The sequence below is a fragment of the Amycolatopsis pigmentata genome, assembly GCF_042684065.1.
In the GTDB taxonomy this organism is placed as follows: Bacteria; Actinomycetota; Actinomycetes; order Mycobacteriales; family Pseudonocardiaceae; genus Amycolatopsis_E; species Amycolatopsis_E pigmentata.
The window spans coordinates 154,797-167,791 of the sequence record NZ_JBHUKR010000004.1 but is presented as its reverse complement, the minus strand read 5'-3'; the positions used below and the strand labels follow the sequence as shown (position 1 = coordinate 167,791).

Sequence of the window (12,995 nt, the reverse complement as noted above, 5' to 3'; positions counted from 1 at the left end):
CTACATCACCGGACGGGTCACGGGAATGCTGCTGGGGTGGCTGGGGACGAGCGTGGCGTGCGTGGGCTCGGGACCGCCGACGACCACGACGAACACCTGCGAAGGATCCTTGACCACGTAGGCCAGGCCGTCGTGCTCGACGAGTTCGTAGGGCGGATCGGGCAGGGCCGCGCGGGGAAAGCGGGCGACCGGCACCGTGGCGCGCTTCCAGATTTCGGCCGCCACGTCGGCTTTGGACAGTCCCGCGCCGGCCATCGCCCGTGCGTGCCCCGGGGTGATGAGCACCGCCACGGTGCCACGGCCCATCACGACGTTCGGGTTACCCATGAACGCCAGACCGTCGCCCAGCAGCGTCAGCATCGCGTCGACGTCCTGGCGCGGGGTCAGCAGGTTCATGCTGCCCGTGGCCCCCAGGACCGTGACCGCGCTCGACGCCGGGTCCTCACCACGGTCGGCGTGCAGCGGGGCCCATGGCGATTCCGCCTCGTTTTCGGCGAAACAGAAGGAAAACCGGCCCGGCTGACCCATGATCGACTTTGACACGGAGCCGGGGACGGCGCCGCCGACGTTGTTGATCAGCAACCGCAGGGTGCGGCCGAGCGCGGCGTTGGCGCGCCATCCATGGCCGAGGGCGCCCCGGCCCGCGTTCATCCCTGTCTCGCGGGCGGCCGGGCCGTTGACGATCACCAACGGGGTGGAGGGCCCGGTGGTCGTCGCGATCCCGTTGAGGTTGAACCCGGGTTCGCACGCGGCCCGCACGGCCCCGACGAGCAAGGGCATCAGTTCCGGCGTGGCGCCGGCCATGACGGCGTTGACCGCGAGCGTCTCGTAGGTCACGCCGAATCCGGTCGGCGGCATCGAGGCGACGACCTCGTCCGGGTCCACGTCGCCGAGAGCGCCGAGAAGCCGCTCGACCCGGGCCACGGTGGGCAACCGGACCGGCAGGCCGTCGGTCCAGCCCTTCCGGTAGAAGAAGTCGTGCGCGGTGTCGTCGTCGGGATCTCCGCTCGCCTCGACTTCGGCGAAGCGGGCCGTCTCCGTCGCCGGTTCGGCCGCGGCGGAGATGTCGGCCGGTTCGGTCAGCCGCGCGATGATCTCGTCGACGGCGTCGTCGATCAGGCCGAGTGCCACGGGAAGTTCGACGGTCTCGGGGTTGGTCGGCAGTATCACGCGCGGCAGGTCGCATTTCTTCGCCTTGGCCACGGCGTCGGTGAGTTCGGAGAACTCCTTGGTGACGACCAGGACCACCGGCACGCCCGACCCGGCGAGTTCCATCGCGTCGTGGAAGCTCCATGCGGTGCACGAGCCGCAGTTGGCCAGGCCGACCACCGCGGCGTCGGTCTCGTCGGCGATGCGGCGCAGGAGTTCCGGCGCGGCCGCCGAACCGTTGGGCACCACGTAGTGCTCGAAGGTGATCTCCGGATATTTCCCCGCCAGCAGCGCGGTGAGCCGGTCGGCCATCGAGTGCCAGCTCGGCCAGGCGTTTTTGACCAGGGCGATCCGTTTGCCCGCGAGAGCGGCCAGCGGCCGTGCCACCTGGGCACCGGCCGCCGTCGTGGGCGCGCGCGTCGGGTCGAACAGCGGATAGGTGTTCACAGGTCCCTCTCCCGTGCCCCATCGGGCGTCTGCAGGTGGTGGTAGCCGGCGCGGGCCCGGGCCTCGCGCAAGGACATGCCCGAGGCGATGTGTGCCCGGATTCCGCTCTCGGCCTCGGCGATTTCGCGAGCGACCCGGTGGATCTCGTCCAGCCGGCCACCCGGCAGCGCGAGCACGCCGTCCCGGTCGCCGATCATCAGGTCCCCGGGCACGACACGGATACCGCCGATGTCGACGGGGCCGCCGATCTCCTCGACGCGAACCCGGTCCTTGCCGGTCCGCATCCAGTTGCCGCGCGCGAAGATCGGGTAGCGCGTTTCGAGGCTGCGGTCCAGGTCGCGGCACACGCCGTCGATCACGGTGCCACCGACCTGACGGCCGGAGGCGACCAGGGTGAGAATGTCGCCCCACACGGTCGCGTCGGTGCGCCCGCCGTTGGCCAGCACCACGACATGACCGGCGGGCACGTCGTCGATGTAGTCGCCGACCGTGCCACCGGAAAGGCCGTTCGGGCCGTACCGCACGGTGAACGCGGGACCGGCGAGGGTGACACCGGGCACCAGCGAGGCGATCCCGAGGCACTGCCCCGGGATCCCGAGCCGGTCGAGCGCGTCGCTCACCGTGCTGGTGCCCAGCTCCAGAAAGGACTTCGCGAGGTTCTCCAAGGCGGCTCCTCGTGGTCGGTGACGAGCCCGTGGATCCGCGGGCCACGCCGCGCACGGCGATGGTCTCCGTACCGAGGGCACCGCTCAGCCGAGCGTTCGTAGTACGAACATTATGTTCATTTTTGTGCCAACGGTGTCAAGTGCGCGGTGCCGCGTCACTCTGTTCCTGTCCGGTTTCGGACCACCGGTGGGCGTGGCTTGCACCGGGAACGAGCGGTGGTTACAGTCCGACTCGGACGATTTGTTCGCATTACGCACAGCTGATGCAAGGCGATGGAGAGTAGAGTCCAGTGACTTCACCGGGACCGCAGGCCGGTGCGGCGGCGCGCGCCGACATTCAGGCCGTCGACCGGATCGGCCAGATCCTCGGCCTCTTCACCGAGAACAGGACGCACGTCACGGCCACCGCCGTGGCGGAAAACCTGGGCCTCAACCGCACCACCGCCCACCGCTATCTCACCTCGATGGCGGCCGAAGACCTGCTGGAAGCCACCAGCAACCCGCCAGGTTACCGGCTCGGCAGCCTGGTCCTGCGCCTCGGCGGACTGACCATGGGCCAGGATCGCGTCATCACCATCGCGGCCGAGGCGATGGCCGCGCTCGCCGACGAGGTCGGCACCACGATTTCGCTGGGACTATGGACCTCCGCGGGGCCGGTGATCGCCCACGTGCAGCAACCGCAGGGGCGAAACCTGGTCCTCAGTTTCCGCACCGGCACCGTGCTGCCCTACGACACCGCGCAGGCCGCGATCTTCCTCGCTTTCCGGCAGGACGCCGAGGAAAGCGACCGGACCATCCAGGCACTGCCGGAGCCGGCTCGCAGCATCGCCCGGACCAAGATCACCGAAGCCCGGCGGACCGGTGTGGCCACCGCCGTCACCGAGGAGAACGGCACCTGGGGCATCGCCGCCCCCATCTTCGACGCCACGGGCATCTGTGCCGCGCTCGCGGTCGTGGACACCATCTCGTCGATGTCGAACTCGACCTTCCCGCACCGGCTCACCCACCTTCAGCGAACCGCGTCCGACCTGTCCGCGCGGCTCGGCGGGCACGTCCCCACGCCCGTCGACTGACATCGGCGCGGGGGCCGAGGCCGCGTGCCCGGGTTCCAACTTCATCGCAGTTCGCATTCCGATCCACCCGTTCGGAATCCGAGCCAGACGAGGTGGCGATCGGACCTCGAATCGGTCCGGGACGTTGCTTGTGCCGACCAGGGTCCTCGTCTACGCTCACCCCAACCGAAAACGCACATCGTGTTCACATAACGAAATCTCGGCCCCCGAAAGATCATCAACGTCGATTCGATCTGACAAGAGGCGATACTGTGCCCAGCCGATACAGAACATCCAGGCGGACCCTCGCCGCCGCACTCCTGACGGTCGTCCCCCTCGTGCTCACCGCCTGCGGTGGCTCCTCGCAGGAAGGCGCCTCCAGCGCCAAGAACGAGCTGAGGTTCGGCGGTACGGTGATATCCACTTTGGATCCGTACCTGACCGGTGCCTACCAGCAACAGTTCACCACTCCGCTCTACGAGAGCCTGCTCGGCCGCGACGCCGCCGGTGAACTGATCCCCGGCCTCGCCACCGAATGGAAACTCTCCCCCGACGGCAAAACGTTCGACGTGACGCTGCACTCGGGCGTGAAGTTCCAGGACGGCGCCCCGCTCACCGCGGACGCCGTGAAGAAGTCCATCGAGCGCGGGAAAACCCTGAAAGGCAGCCAGGTCGCCACTCCGCTGAAGGTGGTGGACAGCGTGGAAGCGGTCGACGACACCCATGCCCGCTTCCACCTCAGCGGCCCGCCGGGCGCGATCGGCAACATCCTGGCCAGCGAAGCCGGCATGATCATCAGCCCGAACGCGCTGAACAATCCCGATCTCGGTTCGAAGCCCGACGGAACCGGTGCCTACACCCTGAAGAGCAAGACCGACGCTGAACTCGTCTACACCGCTTGGGACGGATACTGGAACAAGGCCGCCGTGAAGAACAGCGGACTGCACTACTTCCAGCAGCAGGACAGCACCACCCGTTTCCGCGGGCTGGCCTCGGGTCAGCTCGACCTCATGGGTGCGGACGGAAACCAGGTGGCGCAGGCGAAGTCGCAGGGTATGGCGGTCTACCAAGGTGAAAGCACCAACCTGGTGGGGTTGCTGCTCAACCCGAAGGCCGTGCCCCAGTTCGGCAACCCGTTGGTGCGTCAGGCGATCATGCGTGCCCTCGACCGCAAGGCGATCTCCGACAACAGCGCGCTCGCCGGAGCCTGCACCCCGACCGTGCAGCCCTTCCCCGCCGGTTACTGGGCACACGTCAACGCGCTGGACAACGATCCCTCGATGAACCTGGACATCGCCGCGGCCAAGGATCTGCTCACCCAGGCCGGGTATCCGAACGGCTTCTCGTTCAAGCTGACCACGACCGCGTTCTCCGCCTTCAAGGCGCTGGTCGAGATCGTCCAGGCCGAGCTCAAGCAGATCGGTCTCGACGTGAAGATCGAGATTCTGGACACCAACACCTTCATCACGACCAGGGCGCAGGGCAAGCTCGATGCCGGGCTCACCCAGTACGCGACCGGACGGCCGGACCCGAGCGCGTTCCTGCGTGACTACTACATGCCGGGCGGTGTGTACAACTACGCGAACGTGGAGTACCCCGGCGCGGCGGACCTGCTGGCGAAGTCCCTCGCGTCCACCGACACCAAGGTGCGTTCCGGACCGACCCAGGACTTCGTCAGCCTGGTCACCAAGGCCGGCCCGACGCTGCTCCCGATGTGCAGCCTCAAGCAGACCTACCTCGCCACCACGAAGGTCAGCGGGTTCAACACCACGCTGCTCCAGGAGTACGACTGGCGCGGCATCTCTGTCAGTAACTGAGAAAGTCCCAACCTGGTGGGGCCGGCTGATCCACTAGCCGGCCCCACCAGTCGTGCTATTCGGAACTTTGCGGGACCGCTTGAGGGTTAGCCCAACCCCGCGGTCGCTGCCCTGAATTCGTCGAGGGCCTCGCGGGTGAACTCACCGAACGGCGCGTCGGTTTCCGAGGCGAGCCAGCGAGTGTAGGCGACGTTCAGGGCGATTTCGCCGATCTCGGCGGCCAGCCGGGCCGTCGGGTTCGGGACGGCCCGGCGGCGCAGCGCGGTGGCCATCGCCTCGGCCATCGCCGCACGCTTGACCAGTTCGCGCTCGCGTAGCTCGGGGTGCGCGTCGATGATCACCTGGCGGATGCGTGCCCCCTCACGCCGCTCCGGCTGGAAGGCCACTTCGAGTCCTTCCAGCGCGGAGCCGACCGCGGCCAGCGGTGTCAGGTCGGCAGGTGCCGCCGCGATCGCCTCGCCCAGGAAGCCGTTCAGCAACTCCTGGCCGAAGAACAACACCTCCCGCTTGTCGGCGAAATGCCGGAAGAACCCGCTTTTGGCCAGACCGGACCGTTCGGCGATCTCGGCTGCCGTGGTGTTGTCGTAGCCGCGCTCGGCGAACAGCTCCATCGCCGCAGCGTGCAGGCGTTTTGGTGCGTCCGGTGCCCAGCGTGCCACGTCGGCAGTCTACGTGACAGGACTGGGTCCTATCGCCATGCTACGGTTATAGGACCAAGACCTATCACCGCATCGGAGACCGAGAATGCCTCAGAACACCGCCCTGTGGCTGCCCAAGCGAGGAGCCGCCTTGGAGGTCGGGCCGGCGCCCTTCACCGAGCCGGGGCCGGGGGAAGTCGTCGTCCGCGTCCACGCGGTCGCGATGAACCCGATCGACACGATCCCCGGCATCGCCTACCGGATCGTGTTGCCCTGGCTCACCTATCCGGCGGTCATCGGTGGTGACGTGGCCGGTGAAGTGGTGGAAACCGGGCCGGGCGTGGACCACCTGCGCCCGGGAGACCGGGTCCTCGGCCTCGCGGTCGGTCTGGAGCGCAACCGAAACCGGGCTGCCGAGGGCGCTTTCCAGCAGTACACCGTGCTGATGGCCCAGCTGGTGTCGCCGATACCCGACGATCTGGAGTACGAGCAGGCGGCCGTGCTACCGCTCACGCTCGCGACCGCGGCCACCGGCCTGTTCCAGAGCGATCACCTCGCCCTGCCCCTTCCGACGGCGCACCCGGTGGAACGGAACGAAACGGTACTGGTCTGGGGCGGATCCACCAGCGTGGGCAGCAATGCCATCCAGTTGGCTCGCGGATCCGGATACCGGGTCGTGGCCACCGCATCGCCACACAACTTCGGCTACGTCCGATCGCTGGGCGCGGCGGAGGCCGTGGACTACCACGGCAAGAACGCCGTGGACGACGTCATCGCCGCGATCGGCGACAGCCCGCTGGCCGGGGCGCTGGCGATCGGCCGGGGCTCCGTGCCGCGAACCCTGGCGATCGCGGCACGAGTGCCGGGCCGGCGGCGCGGCGCGTCGGCTCAGCCGGGCTTCGCCGTGCGTCTGCAACTGCTCGGCCGACGGCGGCACGGCGTCCAGGTGAGTGGGATCTGGGGCGGCACGCTCAAGGACAACGAAATCGGGCCCGCGATCTTCACCGGCTACCTGCCGGCCGCGCTGGCCGCCAAGGAGTACCGGGCGGCCCCGGAGGCGGTCGTCGTCGGCCAGGGTCTGGACCGGATCCCGGCCGCGCTCGAGCGAATGCGCCGAGGTGTCTCCGCGCAGAAGCTCGTCGTGCGGATCTGACGGCCACGCGGACCCGGACCGCCGTCGGGCTACGGAGCACCCCGGATGATCACGCCCCGGTATCCGATGGGGCCTTCGTTGACCCGCTGCGCATACCCGGTGAACGACGACCCGTCGGGAGTCAGCCCGATCGAGGCCGTGTTGCCACGCTGGTCCCGCCAGGCGATCCGCTCGACCGGCCGGGAACCGGTGTCGAGGAACACGGACAACTCACCGGAGGGATGCCACCTGCCGCCCCAGTGGACCTCGGTCCGGTATCGCGGTGCGGGTTCCTCGTGGTGTTCGCGGCGTTCGGCCAACTCGCCCCGCAGTTGACGCCAGGCCCCACTGGTTGTGCGGACATGGCCGAGGAAGGTGGACATCTCGTCCGCGAAGCTGATGGATCCCTCGCTGCCGTAGGGACCACGCCAGCGCAGTTCCGTGGGCAAGGCTGCCTGTCCCTCGTCGATCCGGAACCGCAACGGTGGACCGGGCAGCCACCGTGACGCATCGGCGGGACGGGAATACGTGGCAAAGGTATAGGCCGGTTCCGCCGCGCGTTCGGCGAGCAGGGCACGCTCCGCGGCGTCACGGTCCCAGACCGACTCCAGCAGGACCCGGTAAAGCCAGAGCATGGTGCGCGCGTCTTCGGCACTGCGCAGTTCGACAGTGTTCGTGCCCGGCCGTAGCCATTCCCCGGGAACCGCGAACGTCATCGTCTGGGGCAGGTCGCCTCCGCCCGGTATCCGGAAACGGGAAGTCACGCTCTGCCCGTTCACCAGGATGTCCAGGGGTGCGTAACCCGATTCCGGCCCAAGCTTGGACACCAGCGCGCGGACCTTCAAGGTCGCCTCGTCCAGGGGAGCGTCGACCACGAAGTCCAGCCAGACGGCACCACCGGAGTTGATGATCCAGTGCCCGCCGGCGGAACCGGCTCTGTGCGCGCGAACGGAACCATTTGCCGTCCGCGGGGGGTCGGTCGAGAAATCGGCGAAGACAGGATTCAACGTCACGGGATGATCATTCCCGGTGACGGCAACCGCGCGCTCGCCGGTTGCCGTCACCGGAAAAACGGGCTCGCGGGTGCGCTAGTTCCGGATACCCCTCAGGATCGGCTCGATCTCGTCCCTCGCGGCCGTGCCATACGCTTCGGCCAGACGCTTCGACGCCGCGTCGATGTCGAGCACCCACTCCTGGTTGCCGGACGTCTCGATCACATGCGTGGCGATCAGTGAGCCCAACTGGGCGGCGCGTTCGTAGCTCAGCCCATTGCCGACCCCGGCGAGGAAGCCGCCGCGGAACGCGTCGCCGACACCGGTGGGGTCGACGATTTCCCTCGCCGGTACCGCGTCGACATGGATGTCGGTGCCGTCGCGACCCACCAGCCGGCAGCCTTTTCCGGAAAGGGTCGTCACGCGAAGCTCCACCCGGTCGGCGAACTCGCTCTCGGTCCAGCCGGTCTTGCGGGTGAGCAGCTCCCACTCGTATTCGTTGGTGAACAAGTATTTCGCACCGTCCACAAGGGACCGGCAGGCGTCCGGGTCGAGCCTCGGCAACTGCTGCGAGGGGTCCGCGGCGAATGCGACACCGAGACGGCGGGCTTCTTCGGTGTAGGCGATCATCGCGTCCGGGTCGTTCGCGCCGACGAGCACCAGGCCGATTCCGTCGGTGCCGACGATCGGGGCGAGCTTGATCTGCCCGGCCTCGCTCATCGCGCCCGGGTAGAACGACGCGAGCTGGCACTGGTCGTCGTCGGTGGTGCAGATGAACCGCGCGGTATGGGCGGTCTTGGAGACGTGCAGGTGCGAGCAGTCCACGCCGTGCCGTTCCAGCCAGGCCTGATACTCGTCGAAGTCCGGTCCGACCGCGCCGAGGAGCACCGGGGACCGGCCGAGGACCCCCATCGCGAAGGCGATGTTGGCCGCCACCCCGCCGCGGCGGATGACGAGGTCGTTGACCAGGAAGCTCAGCGACAACCGGTCGAGATGCGTGTCGACGAACTGGTCGGCGAAGCGTCCGGGGAACCGCATCAGATGATCCGTGGCGATGGACCCGGTCACGGCGACGGTGTCAGCGGGCATGGAACAACCTTTCGGTAGCGCTCAGTGTTTGTCTTGAAACCCGCCCACCCGATCTTGTGGCCAGGGCTCTCCTTGGGTACTTCCCTCAGTTTCGCTACTGGGAGCCCTGCCCCCAAGATCGGGTACCTTCGGAGGCGGGTTCGGCCACTCGCCTGAGCAGGAACCTTCCGGTTTGGAGGCGGGTTCATGAGAAGACGATGGTGGTGCGGCCGTCGACCAGGACCCGGTCCTCGCAGTGCCAGCGGACCGCACGGGCGAGCACGACGCGCTCGATGTCGGCGCCCCTGCGGGTGAACTCGGCGACATTCGCCTGGTGCGAGACGCGGGCGACGTCCTGCTCGATGATCGGGCCCTCGTCGAGGTCCTCGGTCGCGTAGTGCGCGGTGGCCCCGATGAGCTTGACGCCCCGTTCCTTCGCCCGCTGGTACGGACCGGCGCCCATGAACGCGGGCAGGAACGAGTGGTGGATGTTGATCACCGGTATCCCCACGCGGTCGAGGAACTCGCCGGAGAGGATCTGCATGTAACGGGCCAGCACGACGAGATCGGCCTGGCCCGCCAACAACTCGAGCTGCCGCTGTTCGGCCTCCGGCTTGGTGTCCCTGGTGACCGGGATGTGGGCGAAGGGCACCCCGAAGCTCGCGACGTCGTCGGCGAGATCAGTGTGGTTGGACACCACCTGCACGATAGTCATCGGCAGCTCACCGCGCCGGGTTCGCCACAGCAGGTCGAGCAGGCAGTGGTCGTAGCGGGACACGAAGACCGCCACGCGGGTCAGCGCCGAAGCCGCCCGGAACCGGAAGGTCGCACCGAGCGGCCCCGCGACCTCGGTGGCGAAACCGCGCTCCAATTCCGGCAACCGCGCTTCCAGCTCCGGCAGGTGGAACTCGACGCGCTGGAAGAACCGCCCGCCGGCCGGTCCCGTGGAGTACTGGTCGGACTGGACGATGTTGGCGCCGTGGCGGAGCAGGAACGTGCTGACTCGCGACACGATGCCCGGACCGTCCACACAGGACACAACGAGCCTGCCGATGTCCTTGCCGTGTTCGGCCTCCCCGGCCCTGCCGGACCGGGGAGCCTCGGTGGTGAGTGTCATGGCGTTTTCTCCGCGAGCTTGCGCGCCCCCGCGATCGTGTCGACAGGGCGCTCGTTTCCAACGCACGTCACGACGCGCGGATGGGCGCCCTGCCGCCCCGATAGCGGACCCAGACGGCGCGCTCTGTGGCCATCTTGGCAGCCGCGAGTCGACACTTGCGGTGCCTCCTAATACCGGTAGTGCTCGGGCTTGAACGGACCCTCGACGTCGACGCCGATGTATTCGGCCTGGTCCTTGCTGAGCTTGGTCAGGTCACCGCCCAGCGCCGAGACGTGGATCGCGGCGACCTTCTCGTCGAGGACCTTCGGCAACCGGTAGACCTCACGGTCGTATTCGTCGTGCTTGGTGAACAGCTCGATCTGCGCGATCACCTGGTTCGAGAAGCTGTTGCTCATCACGAACGACGGGTGCCCGGTGGCGTTGCCGAGGTTCATCAGCCGTCCCTCGGACAGCACGAGGATCGAGTGGCCGTCCGGGAACACCCATTCGTCGACCTGCGGCTTGATGGTGGTCCTGCGGATGCCTTCGAGGCGGGCGAGGCCGGCCATGTCGATCTCGTTGTCGAAGTGCCCGACGTTGCCCAGGATCGCCTGGTGCTTCATCCGCTTCATGTGCTCGGCGGTGACGATGTCCTTGTTGCCGGTGGTGGTGATGATGATGTCGGCGGTCGAGATCACGTCGTCCAGCCGCGCGACCTGGTGTCCTTCCAGCAGCGCCTGAAGGGCGCAGATCGGGTCCACCTCGGTCACGATCACCCGCGCGCCCTGCCCCGCCAGTGCCTCCGCGGAACCCTTGCCGACGTCGCCGTAACCGCAGACGACCGCGACCTTGCCGCCGATGAGCACGTCGGTGGCCCGGTTGAGGCCGTCGATCAGCGAGTGGCGGATGCCGTACTTGTTGTCGAACTTGCTCTTGGTGACCGAGTCGTTGACGTTGATCGCCGGGAAGAGCAGCTCCCCCGCCGCGGCGAGCTGGTAGAGCCGGTGCACGCCGGTGGTGGTCTCCTCGGTGACACCCAGGATCGCGGACGCGATCGCGGTCCACTTGCCCGATTCAGCGGCCAGTGAACGGCGCAGCGTGTCGAGAATGATCCGGTATTCCTCGGACACGCTCTGGTCGTCGTCCGCGACGGTGGGCACCGCGCCCGACTTCTCGAACTCGGCTCCCTTGTGGACGAGCAGCGTCGCGTCGCCACCGTCGTCGAGAATCATGTTGGGGCCGACGGTTTCGCCGTTCTCGTCGGTGAAGGCGAACAGCTGCTCGGTGCACCACCAGTATTCTTCGAGCGTTTCGCCCTTCCACGCGAACACCGGAACACCCTTCGGCTCCTCGGGTGTCCCATGTGGACCGACCACGGTCGCCGCGGCGGCGTGGTCCTGGGTGGAGAAGATGTTGCACGACACCCAGCGGACGTCGGCGCCGAGGGAGGTCAGCGTTTCGATCAGGACCGCGGTCTGCACGGTCATGTGCAGTGAACCCGCGATCCGGGCGCCGCGCAGCGGAAGCACGTCGGCGTATTCGCGCCGCAGTGCCATCAGGCCGGGCATCTCGTGCTCGGCGAGCCGGATCTCCTTGCGGCCGAATTCGGCGAGTTCGAGGTCGGCCACGGCGAAGGAAAGGCCGCCGCGGGTGTCATACAGCTTCGGCGTCGACTCGTCGGTGACGGTCATGTACTTACGCGTCCTTTCGGGCTGAAGGTTTCAGTTGCTCAGACCGGCGGCCTGGCGCAGTGCGGCGGCACGGTCGGTGCGCTCCCAGGGGAGATCGACGTCCGTGCGGCCGAAGTGGCCGTAGGCGGCGGTCGGCGAGTAGATCGGGCGGTGCAGGTCGAGGTAGTCGCGGAACGCGGCCGGGCGCAGGTCGAAGTGCTCGGCGACCAGCTTTTCGATGAGCCTGCGGTCGACCTTTTCGGTGCCGAACGTGTCGATCAGCACCGACACCGGCCTCGCCACCCCGATCGCGTACGCGACCTGCACCTCGGCGCGGCTCGCGAGCCCGGCGGCGACGACGTTCTTCGCCACGTAGCGCGCCGCGTACGCGGCGGAACGGTCCACTTTGGACGGGTCCTTGCCGGAGAAGGCGCCGCCGCCGTGCCGCGCGAATCCGCCGTAGGTGTCGACGATGATCTTGCGGCCGGTCAGCCCGGCGTCCCCGACCGGACCACCGATCACGAACCGGCCGGTGGGGTTGACCAGCAGTCCCGCGCGCAACTCGTCGGCGTCGTAGAAGTCGGTGGGCAGTTCGCTGGTGACGACGTGGTTCCACAGGTCCTCGCGGATCTGCTCGTTGACCGCCTCCTCGGCGTGCTGCGTGGAGATCAGCACCCGTTCGACGCCGACCGGCACACCGTCGGAGTAGCGGACCGAGACCTGGGTCTTGCCGTCCGGGCGCAGGTAGGGCAGCGTGCCGTCCTTGCGGACGGTGGCGAGGCGGCGCGAAAGCCGGTGCGCGAGCGCGATCGGCATCGGCATCAACTCGGGCGTCTCGTCCGTGGCGTAGCCGAACATCATGCCCTGGTCGCCCGCTCCGGCCAGGTCGTAGGCGTCGCCCGAGTCGCCGCTGCGCTTCTCATAGGCCTGGTCCACGCCTTGCGCGATGTCCGGGGACTGCTTGTCCAGCGCCACCAGCACGGCGCAGTGGTGTCCGTCGAAGCCGTAGCGGCCGTCGTCGTAGCCGATGCCGTTGACGGTGTCGCGGACGATCTGGGTGTAGTCCAGATGCTCGGGGGTGGTGATCTCCCCGGCGAGCACGACCATCCCGGTGGTGATCAGCGTTTCGCAGGCCACCCGCGAGTACGGGTCGTTGGCCAGCGCCGCGTCGAGGACGGCGTCGGAGATGGCGTCGGCGATCTTGTCGGGATGGCCCTCCGTCACGGACTCCGAAGTGAAGAGGAAGTCATGCGGATCGGACTGGCTCAT

11 protein-coding genes are annotated in these 12,995 nt (G+C 68.1%); 3 read left to right on the top strand and 8 right to left on the bottom strand.

What is annotated here, in order from left to right:
• Nucleotides 1-1,596: a UGSC family (seleno)protein gene (locus ACFSXZ_RS02500; RefSeq protein ID WP_378260771.1), complete on the bottom strand. Its 1,596-nt coding sequence runs from the start codon at nt 1,594-1,596 to the stop codon at nt 1-3.
• Complete coding sequence (locus ACFSXZ_RS02495; protein ID WP_378260769.1) at nt 1,593-2,261, bottom strand: RraA family protein; 669 nt, start codon at nt 2,259-2,261, stop codon at nt 1,593-1,595. The genes ACFSXZ_RS02500 and ACFSXZ_RS02495 overlap by 4 nt, the downstream gene beginning before the upstream one ends.
• Before the next feature lie 290 nt (nt 2,262-2,551).
• On the opposite strand from ACFSXZ_RS02495, the gene ACFSXZ_RS02490 reads away from it, so the two are divergent.
• On the top strand, nt 2,552-3,334 hold the full coding sequence (locus ACFSXZ_RS02490; RefSeq protein ID WP_378260767.1) for an IclR family transcriptional regulator: 783 nt from the start codon (nt 2,552-2,554) through the stop codon (nt 3,332-3,334).
• Between the two features lie 251 nt (nt 3,335-3,585).
• Complete coding sequence (locus tag ACFSXZ_RS02485) at nt 3,586-5,130, top strand: ABC transporter substrate-binding protein (protein WP_378260765.1); 1,545 nt, start codon at nt 3,586-3,588, stop codon at nt 5,128-5,130.
• Between the two features lie 86 nt (nt 5,131-5,216).
• On the opposite strand, the gene ACFSXZ_RS02480 is transcribed toward ACFSXZ_RS02485, so the two are convergent.
• The gene (locus ACFSXZ_RS02480; RefSeq protein WP_378260763.1) at nt 5,217-5,789 is read right to left on the bottom strand and encodes a TetR/AcrR family transcriptional regulator; all 573 of its coding nucleotides are present in this window, start codon (nt 5,787-5,789) and stop codon (nt 5,217-5,219) included.
• An 85-nt stretch (nt 5,790-5,874) separates the two neighbouring features.
• Between ACFSXZ_RS02480 and ACFSXZ_RS02475 the strand changes: the two genes are divergently transcribed.
• A complete protein-coding gene (locus tag ACFSXZ_RS02475; RefSeq protein ID WP_378260761.1) occupies nt 5,875-6,921 on the top strand; it encodes a zinc-binding alcohol dehydrogenase family protein in 1,047 nt (348 codons plus the stop codon).
• Between the two features lie 29 nt (nt 6,922-6,950).
• Here ACFSXZ_RS02475 and ACFSXZ_RS02470 read toward each other — a convergent pair whose 3' ends face one another.
• From ACFSXZ_RS02470 to metK, 5 genes are all read right to left on the bottom strand, one after another.
• Nucleotides 6,951-7,913 (bottom strand): hypothetical protein, encoded by a 963-nt coding sequence (locus ACFSXZ_RS02470; protein WP_378260759.1) that lies wholly within the window; start codon nt 7,911-7,913, stop codon nt 6,951-6,953.
• 75 nt (nt 7,914-7,988) lie between these two features.
• Nucleotides 7,989-8,981, bottom strand: a complete 993-nt coding sequence (locus tag ACFSXZ_RS02465) for a carbohydrate kinase family protein (RefSeq protein WP_378260757.1) — start codon at nt 8,979-8,981, stop codon at nt 7,989-7,991.
• Between the two features lie 184 nt (nt 8,982-9,165).
• Nucleotides 9,166-10,077: a formyltetrahydrofolate deformylase gene (gene purU / locus ACFSXZ_RS02460; RefSeq protein WP_378260755.1), complete on the bottom strand. Its 912-nt coding sequence runs from the start codon at nt 10,075-10,077 to the stop codon at nt 9,166-9,168.
• Nucleotides 10,078-10,244: 167 nt separating this feature from the next.
• On the bottom strand, nt 10,245-11,747 hold the full coding sequence (ahcY, locus tag ACFSXZ_RS02455; protein WP_378260753.1) for an adenosylhomocysteinase: 1,503 nt from the start codon (nt 11,745-11,747) through the stop codon (nt 10,245-10,247).
• 30 nt (nt 11,748-11,777) lie between these two features.
• Complete coding sequence (gene metK, locus ACFSXZ_RS02450; RefSeq protein WP_378260751.1) at nt 11,778-12,995, bottom strand: methionine adenosyltransferase; 1,218 nt, start codon at nt 12,993-12,995, stop codon at nt 11,778-11,780.

Bases quoted from the DNA above. Each gene is read 5' to 3' on its own strand.
- ACFSXZ_RS02475 (WP_378260761.1), top strand. From the start codon at position 5,875: ATGCCTCAGAACACCGCCCTGTGGCTGCCCAAGCGAGGAGCCGCCTTG.
- ACFSXZ_RS02465 (WP_378260757.1), bottom strand. From the start codon at position 8,981: ATGCCCGCTGACACCGTCGCCGTGACCGGGTCCATCGCCACGGATCAT.
- purU (WP_378260755.1), bottom strand. From the start codon at position 10,077: ATGACACTCACCACCGAGGCTCCCCGGTCCGGCAGGGCCGGGGAGGCC.
- ahcY (WP_378260753.1), bottom strand. From the start codon at position 11,747: ATGACCGTCACCGACGAGTCGACGCCGAAGCTGTATGACACCCGCGGC.
- metK (WP_378260751.1), bottom strand. From the start codon at position 12,995: ATGAGCCAGTCCGATCCGCATGACTTCCTCTTCACTTCGGAGTCCGTG.